This is a genomic window from Alcaligenes sp. (assembly GCF_050255915.1).
In the GTDB taxonomy this organism is placed as follows: Bacteria; Pseudomonadota; Gammaproteobacteria; order Burkholderiales; family Burkholderiaceae_B; genus Alcaligenes; species Alcaligenes aquatilis.
Window position 1 is genome coordinate 29,228 of record NZ_JBFWIQ010000006.1, and the last position, 15,904, is coordinate 45,131.

A 15,904-nucleotide genomic window follows, 5' to 3' on the forward strand; every position below is an offset into this window, starting at 1 on the left:
TCCGTTAAAGAGTGATGTTTTGTGCCAGACCCAGGGAGTTGATCAGGGTCATGAGTTTATTGCCGGTTTCCTGACGCTCCAGGGCAGGGACGGAGCCGTCCACAATGCCAGCGCCAGCCGATAAGGTCAGATTTTGCTGGGTGTAGTGGCCACAGCGGATGGCCACGGCCCATTCGCCGTTGCCTTCGTGGTCGTTCCAGCCTATGGCACCCGCAAAGTAGCCGCGATCAAAGACCTCGGTGGCTTCGATGGCCTGCATGGCGGGCTGGGTGGGCAAACCGCACACGGCCGGTGTGGGGTGCATGGCCAATGCCAGTTCCAGAGAGGTGACGGATGGGTCGCGCAAACGGCCACTGATACGCGTGGACAGGTGCCACAGATTGGCGGTGCTGGTCAGGCTGGGGCCGTCGGGCACGTCCAGGCAGTCGCAGAACTGGGACAGGATGCGTACTACGTCCTGGATCACGTAGGCATGTTCACGCAGGTCTTTGCTGGACGCCATCAAGGTTTCTGCGCTGGCCTGATCGCGTTGCGGATCGGCAAAGCGCGGGGCTGTACCTGCCAGCGGGTTGACGGTAACCAGATCGCCTTGGCGGCGCACCAACAGCTCGGGGCTGGCTCCAAAAAACAGATCTGGGTCTTGGGCCTTGCCACCTGGCAAGGGCAGGGCGTAGGTGTAGCCAGCCGGATTGCTGTGGAGCATATTGCTCAACACAGTCTGACGATCCAGGGCTTCGTTCAGCGTGATGGTCACGGTACGGGCCATCACGGTTTTGGAGATGTTTTGTTCGCGCATCGTTGCCAGGATGCGGCTGACGCTGTCTTCGTAGCCCGCACCGTTGGGCAGCAGGCTTTGGCTGGCAATGCTGTTGCCGGATTTGGCCAGCGGTGGGCGCTGGACCGGGCGCAGCAAGACGGGATCGCGTCGGTATTCCTTGGGCACGCGTAAATAGGCTTCGCGGGCCGGGTTAAAGGGAATCACACCCAGTAGCAGGGGGGCGTCCAGACCTTGTTGTGCGGCTTGTGACAGCAAGGTCTGGGCATCTGACAGCAATTGTCCTTGGGCATTATGGGTATGCCGCTCCAGTGCCGTGCCGTGTGCCATCAAACTGACGGTGGGAGAGGCAAATACGCTGCTGTCGGCCCGGTAATGCCTTAACCATTCTTCAATGGTGGCGGGGCGGACTTGGTCGGCTATACGGCTGTTCATAGGAGTCCTTTTTAAGGGCAAGGGTTTTGCCTTTGCGCCCCTTTTTATGAAAGGGGCGCGTCAGGCGGCTTACTTCAGGTGGATACGAGTGATACGGTCAGCAGTCTGGTCATCCTTACCTTTGGATTTGTTGACCAGGTAGGCATTGCCGTCGCCATCCAGGGAAACGTGGTTGGGGAAGCTGCCACCGTCCAGGTTGGCAACGATTTCGCCCTTGCCGTTCACGGCGGTCACGGTGCCCGCACCACGGGAGGCCACGTACGCCAAGGATGTCTTGGGATCGAAGGCTACGTTCAAAGCGCCAGCGCCGATTTTGATGTCGTGCTGGACGGAGCCGTCTTTGGCGTTGACGATCAGCAGGTTGTCGCTGCCCTGGGAGGCCACGTAGATTTGTCCGTTTTTGCTATCCACGGCCACACCGGCCGCGCCACGTGAGCCTGGCAGGGCATAGACGGTCTGAGCATTGCCGTCTTTAAGGTCGATGATAAGCAGCTCATTGGTGCTGGCGCTGACGGTGTACAGACGGCCATTCTCGTCATCCAGGGCGAGGCTCATGGGGCTGAGCTGGCCGCGAGTTTGGGATTTCAGTTCGATGGGGTCCAGTGTCGCCAATTTCTTCGTGTCAAAAACAGAAATCAGCTTGGAGCCGGGCGAGGAGACATAGGCGCGTTGGTTTTTCTGATCCACTACAACGTCACGGGCGTGGCTGGCGGCACCATCCTCAAACTGTTTCACCAGTTTCAGGTCTTTTTGACTGTAGACCGCGACTGTATTACTGCGGGTGTTGGTGACCCAAACATGGCCGTGCGCATCGTCCACGTCCACGCCATAAACAGCTTGAACCTGGCCATCATTGCGGCTTTGTTGAGCGGCGGGGGTCACGCTGGCTTCAACGGCCAGGGTCTTGGGGTTAACTTTGAGCAATTGCGATTGCTTGACGGGTGGACGGCCCACGGCAGAAGTCACGAACAGCACTTTGTTCTTGGGGCTGTAGGCGCTTTGGTACAAGCCGGGCACCAGGTGCTGGGATTGCAGTTCAAATTTGTCCTGACCGCTCAGCTCAACTTTAGGGGAAACCTTCAGGTTGAAGATGCCAGCGGTCGATGGCTTGCTGACCTGCATGACCACGGGATGCACGCCAACGGCGGCTTCGGCTGGAATGGCAAGGGTGGTGCTCAGATTGCCTTCCTTGTCAGCAACCAGCGCTTTGGGGGTCAGGGTGTGGCCGTTTTGCAGCAGAATCACTTCCTGGCCGGGCGTAAAACCACGGCCTGCCAGTTGAGCTTCGGTGCCTGCGTAGACCACGCCAGCAGCATTCATGGAACCACGGAAGTCAGCGTCAGGCTGGTCAAAGGCAGGAGCCGCAAAGGCGTTGGCCAGAGACAGGGACAGGACGGCGGCGCTCAGGCCGGCCTTGCGTAGCAGGGCAGCGGGGGTACGACGAATGCAATTGACATTGATTAGCATCTTTTAATCCTAAATAAAAGTTCGGTCGACAAGACGGTCCATGTAGGAGCTCTTTCTACAGGCGTGCAGCAGGCGTGGATAGAACAAAATCGAGATGTCAGGCATGGGGTGGGCCATCCTGTTTGCGGGCTGACCGCAGACCTTGATTGAACACGCCGAAACCACCTGCGACCGCAGCGCAAGCCAGACCACCGACGGCCACAGCGACTGCCGGTCCAAGCAGGCGGGACAGATAGCCCATTTGCATATTGCCCAGGGCCTGGCCCAGGGAGTATTGCGTCATCCACAGACTGGAAACACGGCCCAGCAGGTAATCGGGGGTGTGGTGCTGAACCAGCGCCATACGCATGATTTTGGAGATGGTGTCGGCTGCGCCCATGATGGCCAGGCAGATCAGTGCCCACCATAAGGTGGTTTGCAGGGACAGGGCGGCAACAGCCAGACCCCAGATCAGTACGGCAAGCACAATGGCGGCACCGGGACGGGACACTTGGCGGCACCAGCCACTGGACAGGGCAGCCAGCGTGGCACCTACCGCCGGGGCGGCGTAGAGATAGCCGGTGGCGGTAGCGCCCATGTTCAGAATGGTGTCGCCCCACTCGGGCATCAAGGCCAAGGGCGTGGCCAAAATCAAGGCGGCCAGATCAATCAGCAACAGGGCGCGCAGCAAAGGGTGGCTGGCTACAAAGGCAAGGCCATCGCGCAGGGATTGGAAGGCGTTTTTCTGGGGCTGCTTGCCCGCTTGCGGAGGCAAGGGCGGCAGAGCGCGCAAGAGCAAAGGGGTGACAATGACACCGCACAGCACGATCACGTAGCAGAAAATCAGGCCAGGGCCAGAGATCAGAACGCCTGCCAGTGCGGGGCCGATAATGCCGCCCAACTGCATGGCCAAACCGGACAGGGCAGCGGCAGCGGCCAGCTTGTCTCGACCGACCAGGGCCGGGGTGGCCGACATCATGGCCGGCACGCTGATGCCGCCCGCCGCGCCACCAATGGCTGCAGCCACATAGATTAGCCAGACCTGCGGGTTGGGCAGCAGCGTATTGATCAGGAACAGCAGCACGCTGAGGATGTAGACACTGCGCGACCAGACCATCAGACTGCGCCTGTCCATGCGGTCCGACAAAACACCGCCCGCAATCAGTGCCAGCACCATGGGGGTGGCCATGGACACATTCAGGAAAGCAACGGCCACACTGGATTTGGTCAGATCATAAAGCTGTACGCTGGCAGCCACCATCAACATGCCGGTGACCAGCACCGTGGCGGCCCGAGCGAAGTAGGCAAAGCGGAAGGCCCGGCTTTCGATCAGCGGCGAGATATCCAGAAAGAAACGTCTTACAGACATGGCTTATACATCGAGTTCAGGTTGAGCTTGTGCCTGTTCGGCAAAAGCCATGGCCGAGTCCATGAGCGGGGCCATGACGGCCACGGCTTCAGTACCGGTCAAATGAGCGTGCAGGCAGGCAATATCGTGCACATCTAGCTGCTCTGCATAGGGCTGCCACAAATTGGGATGCAATTGTGTGCCTGCGTGGTCCAGAGCCGCACGGAAATACAGCATGGGGCCGTCATAGACGTGATGCTCGTACAGACGCACCAGACGGTTATTGTTCTCCACCACCTGAAATACGCTGTCCAGACGCGTGTCAGGCAGTTCGGCCAGCGGGTGAGCACTGCGCTTGAGGAAGTCCACCACGCCCTGACGGGTCAGGGAAACGTCGGGCAAGCTGTCCGGATCATGGCCCGCAATATGCAGCAGCGCCTTGTAGATGGCGTTGGGTTCGGGAGCCGGTTCGTTACGCCACGCATCGCTGGGGTAGGCGTCCAGCAAGGACAACATGCCCACCAGTTGCCCGCGACGACGCAGTTCGACGGCCATGGCCTGCGCAATAATGCCGCCCACGGACCAGCCGGCCAGATGGTAGGGGCCCTGTGGCTGAACGTGCTCGATACGATCCACATACACCTTGGCCATGGCATCCAGGCTGCTATCCAGACCCAGCGAGGCGTCAGACAGCACACTGGCTTGCAGGCCGTAGACGGCACGACCTGGGGGCAGGTGACGCGCTAGCGCGCCATAGCACCAGGACAAGCCTCCGGCCGGGTGAATCACGAACAGCGCAGGTTGGTCGCTTTGTGCCGGACGCAAGGTGATGATGGGGCCAAAACCATCGGCAGTCGTGCTGCCTGCCTGATCCAGGTGCTTGGCCAGACGGGCAATGGTGGGGTACTCAAAAATAGTGCCAATCGAGACGGCCTGGCTGCGTGCTTCGCGCAGCAGCAAGGCCAGTTTGGCGGCCAGCAGCGAATGTCCGCCCAGGGCGAAGAAATCGTCGTCGGCGTAAAACGCGTCGCTGCTTTCCAGCACGGTGGCGAAAGCAGCGGCGATTTGGTGTTGAGTGGCCCCTTCCAGTGGCAAACCAGCAGAGCGTGCTTGCAAGGCCGGTACGGGCAGAGCCTTGCGGTCCAGCTTGCCGTTGGCCGTTACGGGCAAGGCGTCCAGACTGATCCAGGCACTGGGCACCATGTAGGACGGCAATTGCTCGCCGACATACGCGGTCAGCGTGTTGTCCGTGCACTGGCTGCCTGCTTGCGGCACCCAGTAAGCCACAATCGCCATTTGACCGGGTACATCTTCACGGGCAATCACGGCGACGTGGGCCACATCGGGGTGGCGCGCCAGCAAGGCTTCAATTTCGCCCAGCTCGATACGCTGGCCACGCAGCTTGATCTGGTGATCGGAGCGGCCCAGGAAAATAACTGCGCCATCGTCACGCCAGCGGGCTACATCGCCAGTGGCGTACATGCGGTCGCCATGTAGGGCGTAAGGGTCGGGTACAAAGCGTTCTTCAGTCAGGTCCGGGCGGCCCCAGTAGCCTTGCGCCAACTGTCTGCCAGCCAGGTACAGGTGGCCGGCCACGCCCGGCGGTACAGGCTGCAATTGCTCGTCCAGAATGTACAGAGCGGTGTTCCACACAGGGAAGCCGATGGGCACAGGCTGGGATTTGTCCTCGCGCGAAGCAGGCCAGTAGGACACGTCCACGGCGGCTTCGGTTGGGCCGTACAGATTGTGCAGTTCGGCGTTCAGCAGGCAGTGGAAGCGGTCGCGGGTAGTGGCCGACAGTTCCTCACCACTGCAAAACACCAGACGCGGCGCTAGCCCACGAGCCTCAGGCTCATCCAGAAAGGCGCTGAGCATGGAGGGCACAAAGTGCAGCACGGTGATGGACTGTTCGCGCATCAGGCGGGCAATATGGGCGGGGTCGCGGTGGGCTTGTGGTGGGGCCACGACCAGGGTTGCACCGGACAGGAAGGGCAGGAAGAACTCCCACACCGACACGTCAAAGGTGGCCGGGGTCTTTTGCAGAATGCGGTCACCCGTGCCAATGCCGTAATGGGTTTGCATCCACACCAGCCGGTTGACGATGGCGTCGTGGTTGACCAGCACGCCTTTGGGTGTGCCGGTAGAGCCGGAGGTGTAGATCAGGTAAGACGGGTCATGCGGACCAGCGGCTGTCCAGGCGTCTGCACTGCAAGCCTGTTCAGGCTGAGGAACCAGCAGGGTGGCGTTCAGCGTGCAATCGGGCTGGCCAACCAGCAGGCGCGGTTGAGCGGCCTGCAAGATGGTGTTCAGGCGATCGGCAGGCTGGTCCAGATCCAACGGCAAGTAGGCGGCACCGGCACGGTGGATAGCCAGCAAGGACAGCACCAGTTCCAGCGAGCGGGGCAGGGCCACGGCGACGATATCACCGGTCTGCACACCGGCCAGACGCAGTTGCGCGGCCAGATTGGCGGTTTGCTCGTTGATCTGGGCGTAGCTGAGCTTCTTGCCTTCAAATTCCAGGCCGCTTTGTTCCGGGTGAGCCTGCAACTGGGCGTGGATCAGTGCCCACAGTGTTGTTTCAGGAACCGGGTGAGCAGTCTGGTTGACGGTCTCAATCCAGTGGTGGTGTTCCGCGTCCGTCAGCGTAGGCACAGCAGACAGGGTGTTGGCTTGCAAAGCACGCAGCAGAAACTGTTCCAGACGGGTCAGATGGGTTTGAATCTGCTTTTCGGTGTACAGACGTGGGTTGGCCTCGACTTCCAGACGCAGGCCACTGGCATCGGGCTGGGCGCGGAAGGTGAAGTTCAGGTCTTCTACGGGGCCAGCGCACAGCACGGTCTGGCTGGCGGTCAGGCCTGCTTGTTCATAGGGTGCATCGAAAGGCAGGACGTTGATGATGGGGCCGTGCAGACGACGCATGCCGCCCAGCAAACCCAGATCACGACGCAGTTGCTCACTGCGGTAGCGGCCATGACGACGCGCCTGGCGCAGTGCCTTGGAAACCTGAATCAGGTATTGATTCAAAGGCTGGGATTCGTCGATCTGCAAACGCAGCGGAGCCACGTTCATCACGGTGGAGACGATACGGGCGCTGATATGGCCCAGACGTCCCATCCAGGGCACGCCTACCGTGCATTCGTCCTGGCGGGTGTGACGGCGCACATAGGCGGCGGTCAGGCCCGTCAGAATGTCTGGCCAACTGATATCGCTGCTTTGTGCCAATGCTTGCAGGCTGGCTGTCAGCTCGGGCTTGACGGCGCGGCGTGCCAGCAGGAAATGATGGTCGCTCAAGGCCTGGGATTCGCTCAGGCTTTGGGCGGGTTCTGCATCGTTCAAGGTGTCCAGCCAGAACTGTCTGTCTTTACTGCGGCGCTCGCTCTCCCGATAGCTTTGATCGTCATCCTGCAAGAGGGCGAACGATTCCAGCTCATGGCCATGATCTTCATGGCCATTGAGCAAGGCCTTGTAGAGCTTGACTACCCGCGTCTCGATCAGCGCCATGCCATAGCCGTCAGCGGCCAGGTGATGGATACGCTGATACCAGAGATGGTGTTTGGGCCCCAACACAAACAGAATGTGCCGTGCCAGCGGTGCAATGGTCGGGTCCAGCGGTGTGCGCAGGTCCGCCATCAACTGGGTTTGAGCCTGTTCGGCACCGTCTGGGTGAGCGGACAGGTCCACAATTTCCAGCTGAATCGGCTCTTGCGGGCGCAGGTACTGGGCCGGGCCATCGGGTGTGTCCACCATGCGCAAGGTCAAGGCATCGGCTTCGGTCAGCGTCAGATTGATGGCCTGTGCAAACAGCGCGGTGTCCAACGCCGAGTGGATATGGGTGCAATGCCCGGTGTTGAAAATCGGGTTGAGCGGGTCCAAACGCTGGGCGTACCACAGACCTTCTTGTGCTTCGGTCAGGGGGCGCAATGGCAGTTCGGAAGGGGAGCTAAACATAAGCGTGTTGCAGTAAGAAAATCAGCGGCCGTTTTGTTGGGCACGCTCGATCAGCGACCACCATTGGCCCAGGGTGACAACCGAGGCCATTTCGGAAAACTCGATAGGAGCGCCGGCCTCGCGCCAGCGGGTAGCCAGGGTCATGACGCGCATGGAATCCAGGCCCAGATCGATCAGATTGTCGTCGTCCAGGATGTCCTGCGGGTCTTCATGCAACATGGCGGCAATGTCTTGCCGCATGCGTTCCAGGGTAAGGGGAGTACTCATGATGATTCTTGCGTTGTGTTTTCTAATTGCTCGCGCAACTGGGCGCGCAGTTCTTTGCGGCTGATCTTCAAGGCCGCCGTTTCCATGAAACGGTCTACAAACACGATTTGGTCCGGTACCTTGAAGTCGGCCAGACCACGGCTGCGTATCCATTTCTTCAGTTCAATCGCGCGTGGCTTGTCATCCTTGGGAATGATGAAGGCGCAACTGCGCTCGCCCAGGAACTCGTCGGGCACCGACACCACGGCAGCGTCAAAGACCTGCGGGTGGGCCAGCAGATGATCTTCAATTTCCTCGGCGGAGATTTTCTCGCCAGCGCGGTTGATGTGGTCAGTGGCACGGCCCTGAACTATCAAATAGCCTTCGGGCGTCATGCGTACCACGTCGCCTGTGCGGTAAAAACCGTCCTCGGTAAAGGAGCGGGCATTGGCCGACGGGTTGTTGTGATAGGCGCGGATCGTGTAGGGGCCACGTGTCAGCAGGTAGCCGGTTTCGCCAGGGGAGACCGGGTCACCGTTGTCGTCTACGATCAGGATTTCATCGTCCGGGCTGATAGGGCGGCCCTGGGTGTTGATGATGATGTCCTCGGGGTCGTCCAGGCGGGTGTAGTTCACCAGACCTTCGGCCATGCCAAACACCTGCTGCAAGGTCACGCCCAGCGTGGGGCGCACGCGCTTGGCGGCTTCGGCGTTCAGCTTGGCACCGCCCACCTGAATCACTTGCAGCGACTCCAGATTGGCATGGGTCTTGGTGGCCGCATCCATCCACAGCATCAGCAGTGGGGGGACCAGGCTGGTGTCGGTCACGCCTTCGCGTTCGATCAGCTCAAAGCAAACGTCCGGGCTGGGGGCGGGACTGAGCACCACTTTGGCACCGGCGTACAGCGCACCCAGAAAACCGGGTGAGCTCATGGGGAAGTTGTGTGCAATGGGCAAGGCGCCCAGGAACACGCTGCTTTCGTTCAGGCCAGCAATCTTGGCGCTTTCACGCAAGGTGTAGATGTAGTCGTCGTGCGTGCGGGGAATCAGCTTGGACAAGCCGGTGCTGCCACCTGAAATTTGTAGGAAAGCCACGTCAGAAGGCTGGGCTGCTGATACGGGCACGTCCACATTGGCCGCACTGCTTTGCAACTGGGCAAGCGAGGTGTATTCCTGCGCATTGCCCACGATGTAAACCTGTTCTACATGCGGGCAGCGTTCACGCAGCTCGCGCACCAAGGGCAGATAGTCAAAACCGGCATGCGTATCGACACCGATATAGGCGCGTGCCTGGGCGGTATTGGCAAAATGCTCGACTTCGGTAATGCGGTGCGCTGGCAGGGCATACACGGGCAGGAGACCAGCACGGAACAGGCCAAAGATCACGCTGACAAATTCAGGGATGTTGGGCAGGTGTACCAGAACCCGATCACCCTTGCGCAGACCGGCTTGCAGCAGGCCCGCTGCGATTTGGCTGGCGTACTGATCCAGCGCGCCATAGGTCCAGCGTTGGGTGCCGCCAACAACGGCTTCACGTTCCGGGTGGTTTTGTGCGCGCGTGCGCAACAAGGCCCCAAACGTTTCCCCTTGCCAGTGTCCGGCATCGCGATAGCGCTGGGCAAAGGCGTCAGGCCAAATTTGTTCAACAGGAATAGATTTCATCATGGTAATGAGAACTATTACATAAATAAGTAGGCTTGTCAGATTTACTCGTGCTAAGTCAGCTTGGTGTCAGGCAGTTCAACACTGTCCAGCAAGCTGACCGTCCACGGAGCAAAAGGGGTGTTCAGGCAGATCGCAGCGGCATAGTTTTCTACTGGCCGGTGACTGTGCACCACCAAATCTTGCAAGATGGGATGGGGGGATTGTACGGTGCATCCGTAATCCGGATGGCCGTTCAAGGATAACTCTTGAGGCTGAATATGAAAACCGGTGCCCGCCTGTTTCAAGGCTGCTTCCTTTCCACACCACAGCGCATAAAAATCCAGATCGCATTTTAACCAACTGCGTTCGGACGGCACACTGCAATGTTCGACCAACCCTGGTTTGACGGGCAGGCGCATGGCTTCTATGTCCACGCCGATGATTCGGTCGGCCATGCCAATCAGCACGCGCTCGCCGCTGTGCGACAGGCTAAAGTGCAGATCGGTATCGTCCAGATCCAGCACCGGCTTGCCATGTTCCAGCGTAGTAATGGGGACGGCGCGTGGCGTACACCCCAGCAAAGGCGCCAGAAAATGGCGCAGGGCACCGTGGGCCAGCAGGCTTAAGTGCTGATCTGATTGACGCTTGCGGCGGGCAATCACGGCCAGGGTGCTGTCCGGGATCTGGCTTCGTAACCAGGATTCCATACCTGCAGGCAGGGGAAGCGACAAGCTGTACACAGCCAGCATGTCAAAGTCCCAAATGGCGTTGCAAAAGGGCGGCGTCCTGGCGCAACTGTTCGGCAGGGCCGTCGTAAACCAACTGACCATTGCCCAGCAACAAGGCTCGATCCGCCAATTGCAGAGCCAGGCTTAAATTCTGTTCGGCAATCAGCACGGTAATGCCCTGCTCGTTTAGCGTTTGCAGCTGCGGCAGCAAGGTGTCCTGAATTGTCATGGGGGCCAGGCCTTCGCTGGGTTCGTCCAGAACAATAATGGAGGACTGTGTCAGCAGGGCGCGGGCCAGTGCCAGCAATTGCCGTTCGCCACCACTCAAGGCGGAGCAGGAGGACTGGCGGCGCTCGTACAGACGCGGCATGGATTCATAAATGCTGTTCAGCGTCCAGCGATCATCCGAGCGTGGACGGCGGGCCAGCCCGGCCAGGCGCAGGCTTTCCTGCACGGTCAGTGTGGGAAAGCGGCCCCGGCCTTGTGGCACCAGCGCCATGCCTAGCAGGGCGATTTTGTGGGTAGGCCAACCCGTAATGTTTTGACCGTGCACATGGATTTGCCCACTCCATTGCGGGCCCATATTGAACAGGCAGTGCAGCAGACTGGTTTTTCCGGCACCGTTGCGGCCCAGCAGGGCCACGCTTTGTCCGACGGGAATATTCAGCGAAATTTCTTGCAAAATGTCGGCCCGATCGTAGCGTGCATGCAGGCCCGAGATGTTCAGCGCTGTGCTCATGCGGTCTCCAAAGCCAGTTCACCCAGATAGGCCTGGCGCGCGCCAGCGTGCTGGCGCACGGCGTCCGGGGTATCGCAGGTCAGCAAGGTGCCGGACGACAGCACGGCGATCCGGTCACATTCCTGGAAAACAATATCGATGTCGTGGCTGATCAGCAGCACGGCGCATTGGCCGCGCATGGCATGGACCAGCGCCATGACTTCACGGGATTCGGATTCGGACAGGCCAGCCGTTGGCTCGTCCAGCAAGAGTACGCGGGGTTGCTGCGCCAGGGCAATCAGCAAATCCAGAATGCGTTGCTCGCCATAGGACAGGGAGCGGGCCAGCAAATGCCCGCGACCGGCCAGGGCGCTGTGCTCCAGCAATGCTTCGGCCGCCTGTTGACTGGCGCTGCGGGCAGATTGGCGGCCCCACCAGTGATAGCCGCAGCCTTTTTTGATGCGCACGGCCAAGGCCAGGTTTTGCAGCAGGCTCAGTTCGGGAAAAATGCGGCTGGTCTGAAAGCTGCGTACCAGACCTTGCCTGGCGCGCTCAATAGGCCCCAGACTGCGCAGGTCCTTGCCTTCCAGAAAAACCTGGCCGCTGGATGGCGTGGTCAAACCGCTGATGATATTGAACAGCGTGGTTTTGCCTGCACCATTGGGGCCAATCAGCCCCAGGGTTTCGCCCGCACGCAGCTCCAGGCTGACATCTGTCAGGATATCCAGGCCACCCACATGCAGGGCCAGTTCGCGAGTGCTTAGTAACACGCTCATGTGGACCTCTTGCGCCGCTCAGCCAGACCGTTGGGCATGAACAGAACCGTCAGCACAAAGATCAACCCCACCAACAACTGCCAACGATCTGTGTAGGAGCTGAGGTAGGTCTGGGCAAACAGATAAAACGTAGCGCCGATGAATGCGCCGCGCCAGGTGCGTATGCCACCGATCACACCCATGATGATGAGCGTGGCCGAGAAACTCCAATGCACTTGTTGTGGGCTGACGTACTGGTTTGCAAAGGGATACAGGCCGCCAGCCGCACCCGCTACCGCACCCGCAATCATGAATGTGTAAAGGCGAATGCGCCATGCTTGATAACCCAGGGCGGCCATGCGCAAGGGCTGGTCGCGCAGGCCGGTCAAGGCCAACCCGATCGGGGCGCGGCTGAAGGAGCGCAGCAACAACCAGCAGACCACCGCCAGCACCAGGGCCAGAATCATCAGGGTGTAGGGGGCGCTCAGGGGCAACTCGCCCAGGCTCAGACGCGGGAAACCGCGTAGGCCGTCTGCACCACCGGTGACGTCACGCCAGCGAAATGCCACTTCCCAGATCAACTGACCGGCAACCAGCGTGGCCACCATGAAAAACAGCTCGGAACTGCGCAAGCTGATCAGCGCCATCAACATAGACAGCAGGGTGCCTGCCGCAATGCCGACCAGCAGCATCAAGGGCAAGGATGCGCCCCAGTATTGACTGCTGACGGCAGTGGCGTACGCGGCAAAGCCAAAGACGGCACCGTGGCCCAGAGAGACCAGACCACCGTAACCAATCAAGAGGTTGATGCTAAGGACGGCGCAACCGATCAGCAGGGCTTCGGTGCCAAAGCGCCATAAGAAGGCGTCGCCCCAGAAATAGCTGCTGAGCAAGACCAGGCAGGCCAAAGCGGGCCAAAGTCCAGTGCGTAGCAGGCAGGTGTTGAGCTTGTTCATTTAAACCTGACGCGTAGCGGATTTGCTCAGGCCATTGGGCCAGCAAAGCAGAAGGCCCAGCATGACGGCCAGGGTAGCGGCATTGGCAAAAGCAGGGACCCAGACGCGGGCAAAAGTGGTGACGAAACCCAGAATCAGCGCGCACAGCAAGGTCCCGCGCACTGAGTTCAAGCCACCAATGACCACCACCAGCAAGGCCAGCAAGAGGATTTCTTCATCCAGACCGGGGTAGACCGACAACATGCCTGCGCCCAAGGCGCCACCCAAACCGGCCAGACCGGCGGCCAGCGCCATGCCGATGGCAAACAGGCGACGCGAATTCAGGCCCAGGGTCTCGACAATCTGGGCGTCTTGTACGCAAGCGCGAATGGCCGCACCCCACAGGGTGCGATCCAGTAGGAACCAGAACAACAAAGCCAGTGTCAGGCCGGTGACGATCAGGAACAGGCGATAGGTGGGGAAAGGCAGGCCCATGATCCACACCCCGCCACGCAGCACTTGCGGCAGCATGGGCGAGAGCGTGTCGGCGCTGAAACCCCAGCGCATCAAATCGGCCAGAATCACGGACAGGCCGTAGGTCAGCAGCACCTGCATCAGGTGAGTGCGTTGATAGAACTGGCGAAAGGGAAAGCGGTCCAGTAACAAGCCCATCAGCCCACACAGTACAAACGCGGCGGGAAAGGCCAGCCACCAGGGCGCGCCAGAGGCCAGCCATTGGACACTGATGTAGCCGCCCAGCAGGAAAAAAGAGCCGTGTGTCAGGTTGATGAAGTTCATCAGGCTGAGCACTAAAGACAGCCCCAGCCCCGCCAACATCAGCAGGGCCGAGAAGGACAGGGCATTGAGGATTTGAAGCAGGTAGTAAGACAAGGTGTGGCTCAAGAACGCGGGCCGGGGTCCTGGATACGCTGGTAAGTATGAACCACGGTGTTAAAGGGGCGACCTTGCGCGTCTTTTTCCACCCGGTTGACGTAAATATCCAGAATGGACTGGTTATTGCGCGGGTCAAACGCCATGGGGCCAAAGGCGGTGTCGATAGGCTTGTCCAGCAGGGCTTGCTTGAAGGCGACCTTGTTGGACAGATCGCCCTTAACCGCATCCAGACCGGCCTTGATGACCTGGCCGGTCACGTAACCGGAGGTGCTGGCCTCGCCGGGCAAACGGCCACGGCTGGCTTGGTAGGCGGCCACAAAGTCCTGGGCAGCCGGAGCGCCGGGGGACTGGTGGAAGGTACTGACGCCACCCAATGCGGCCTCGCCCACCGCAGTGATCACATCTTCTTGGTCGAACAAGGCACCGGGGCCCACGATCTGGATCTTGCCGTGCAGTTGGTAATCCTGCATTTGCTGGTGGAAACGAACGGCGTCGGCACCAGCCAGGAATGTGTAGACAAACTTGGGGTTGCTGGCGGCCAGATTCATCAGGATAGGCGCGAAGTCGGGGGTACCCAAGGGAGTCCAGATGCGCTCGCCCAGTGTGCCGCCTTGTTCCTGATAGGTGTTGGCGAAGTCCTCAATGTATTCACGGCCTGCGGTGTAGTCCGAACCCAGCGTGATACCGCCGGATTTTTCGATGTGTTCGAAGGTCCACAAGGCGCCGGTATGACCCAGCATCCAGCTCGTTTTGGTGGGGCGGAATACGTAGGGGCTGGCGGCTTCACGCGCCAGGCCATTGGCAGCGGCGTTGGAAATAAAGGTAGGCAGTTGCGCATCGTGCACGATGTCACGAATGGCCAGTGCGATATTGGCGCTGATGACGCCGCCCAAAATGTCGATCTTGTCGCGCTCGATCAGCTTGCGCACTTTACGGATGGCTTCGTCCGGCTTGCCGTGATCGTCCTCGACCAGCAACTGCACCTTGCGCCCACCCATTTCGTAATTGCATTGTTGCAGCATCAACTCCAGACCGGCGCGCATGCTTTCGCCCAAGGAGGCGAAGGGGCCGGACAAGGATGTCAGCAGGGCAATTTTCAGGGGACCGTCTTGGGCACGAAGCAGGCGGGGTACGCCAAATAGCAAAGGGCTGGCCGCAGCGGCCAGCAAAAGCTGACGACGTCCAGCACGGGTAGGGGAGAGAGTCACGAGAGCTTGTTTCCGTAAGAGAGCCAAGTTCGCCTGGGTAGACATTTCAGGCAGGAGGCTGCACTACTAAATGTTAATCATTATCATTTTATGGTCTTTCCTGATGTAAATAAAGGCTCATCGCCCTTGAATGTCCATTTCAAGCGTGGGCCTTCAAGGGCAGCAGGCCTCGATTGGGGGCAGATTCAGAGGGTGAGGCAGGTCAAAGCGGCCACGTGGACGCTTTGCAGGAAAGGCGCAGGGGCGGGGTGCTTAGCGCCCATCCCCGTTGATATTGGCGCGAATACGGTTCAAAAACTGCCGTAGCTGGGCCAGTTCCTCAGCCGAAAAGCCCTGAATGGCGCGGTGATGAATATCCAGCGCGGCGGGCAGGACGCGCAAAAAGTGCTGCCGACCTTGCTCATGCAGATGGATCAACACACGACGCTGGTCCAGCGGATCGGGCTGGCGGGACAGGTGGCCCGCGTTTTCCATCACCACCAGGGCGCGTGACAAGGTGGTTTGGTCCACATCGGTATATTGCGCCAGGGTGCTGACGCCCAGTCCATCGGTTTCATTCAGAAAAGCCAGCACGCGCCAATGCAGCAGGGTCAGTTCATGGCTGCGCAGCAAGGTTTGAAAGTCAGCATTTAAGGCCGAGGTACTGCGATTGAGCAGATAGGGAATAAAGGTATCGTGCCCGGTATAGGCGTCGGTCAGAGGGGGGCTGGCCATAGTGAAGCGGCTTCCTTGATGCAGAAAAAAAGCAGGCTACTCGTTCCAGATGATTGAGATAGCCTGCCAAAGCCCGGTCATCGCTGTAAGCAGACCGGGCAAGTGGTGGTT

The 15,904-nt window shown here is 59.9% G+C and carries 13 protein-coding genes; all 13 read right to left on the reverse strand.

The window, feature by feature from the left end; all coding sequences use genetic code 11:
• Positions 1-4 precede the first annotated feature (4 nt).
• Complete coding sequence (locus tag AB7E06_RS09015; protein WP_094195364.1) at positions 5-1,210, reverse strand: isochorismate synthase; 1,206 nt, start codon at positions 1,208-1,210, stop codon at positions 5-7.
• Between the two features lie 69 nt (positions 1,211-1,279).
• Complete coding sequence (locus AB7E06_RS09020) at positions 1,280-2,677, reverse strand: SMP-30/gluconolactonase/LRE family protein (RefSeq protein WP_230018855.1); 1,398 nt, start codon at positions 2,675-2,677, stop codon at positions 1,280-1,282.
• A gap of 97 nt (positions 2,678-2,774) precedes the next feature.
• Positions 2,775-4,025, reverse strand: coding sequence for an enterobactin transporter EntS (entS, locus tag AB7E06_RS09025; RefSeq protein WP_094195366.1), 1,251 nt, complete (start codon positions 4,023-4,025; stop codon positions 2,775-2,777).
• A gap of 3 nt (positions 4,026-4,028) precedes the next feature.
• Positions 4,029-7,952: an amino acid adenylation domain-containing protein gene (locus AB7E06_RS09030; protein ID WP_346549196.1), complete on the reverse strand. Its 3,924-nt coding sequence runs from the start codon at positions 7,950-7,952 to the stop codon at positions 4,029-4,031.
• Positions 7,953-7,973: 21 nt separating this feature from the next.
• The gene (locus tag AB7E06_RS09035; RefSeq protein WP_108728279.1) at positions 7,974-8,219 is read right to left on the reverse strand and encodes a phosphopantetheine-binding protein; all 246 of its coding nucleotides are present in this window, start codon (positions 8,217-8,219) and stop codon (positions 7,974-7,976) included.
• Entirely contained in the window at positions 8,216-9,862 is a 1,647-nt protein-coding gene (locus tag AB7E06_RS09040) for a (2,3-dihydroxybenzoyl)adenylate synthase (protein ID WP_427956470.1), read from the reverse strand. Before AB7E06_RS09040 ends, AB7E06_RS09035 begins: the two co-directional genes overlap by 4 nt.
• Positions 9,863-9,912: 50 nt before the next feature.
• Complete coding sequence (locus AB7E06_RS09045; protein WP_108728277.1) at positions 9,913-10,590, reverse strand: 4'-phosphopantetheinyl transferase family protein; 678 nt, start codon at positions 10,588-10,590, stop codon at positions 9,913-9,915.
• Between the two features lies 1 nt (position 10,591).
• On the reverse strand, positions 10,592-11,308 hold the full coding sequence (locus AB7E06_RS09050) for an ABC transporter ATP-binding protein (protein ID WP_108728276.1): 717 nt from the start codon (positions 11,306-11,308) through the stop codon (positions 10,592-10,594).
• Positions 11,305-12,063, reverse strand: coding sequence for an ABC transporter ATP-binding protein (locus AB7E06_RS09055; protein ID WP_346549198.1), 759 nt, complete (start codon positions 12,061-12,063; stop codon positions 11,305-11,307). The genes AB7E06_RS09050 and AB7E06_RS09055 overlap by 4 nt, the downstream gene beginning before the upstream one ends.
• Positions 12,060-12,998 carry a branched-chain amino acid ABC transporter permease gene (locus AB7E06_RS09060; protein WP_125277325.1) on the reverse strand — a complete coding sequence of 313 codons (939 nt, stop codon included), beginning with the start codon at positions 12,996-12,998 and terminating at the stop codon, positions 12,060-12,062. The genes AB7E06_RS09055 and AB7E06_RS09060 overlap by 4 nt, the downstream gene beginning before the upstream one ends.
• The gene (locus AB7E06_RS09065; RefSeq protein WP_094195374.1) at positions 12,999-13,880 is read right to left on the reverse strand and encodes a branched-chain amino acid ABC transporter permease; all 882 of its coding nucleotides are present in this window, start codon (positions 13,878-13,880) and stop codon (positions 12,999-13,001) included.
• Positions 13,877-15,079 (reverse strand): ABC transporter substrate-binding protein, encoded by a 1,203-nt coding sequence (locus AB7E06_RS09070; RefSeq protein WP_346549200.1) that lies wholly within the window; start codon positions 15,077-15,079, stop codon positions 13,877-13,879. Before AB7E06_RS09070 ends, AB7E06_RS09065 begins: the two co-directional genes overlap by 4 nt.
• A 252-nt stretch (positions 15,080-15,331) precedes the next feature.
• Positions 15,332-15,793, reverse strand: a complete 462-nt coding sequence (locus tag AB7E06_RS09075; protein ID WP_094195376.1) for a MarR family winged helix-turn-helix transcriptional regulator — start codon at positions 15,791-15,793, stop codon at positions 15,332-15,334.
• Positions 15,794-15,904 lie beyond the last annotated feature (111 nt).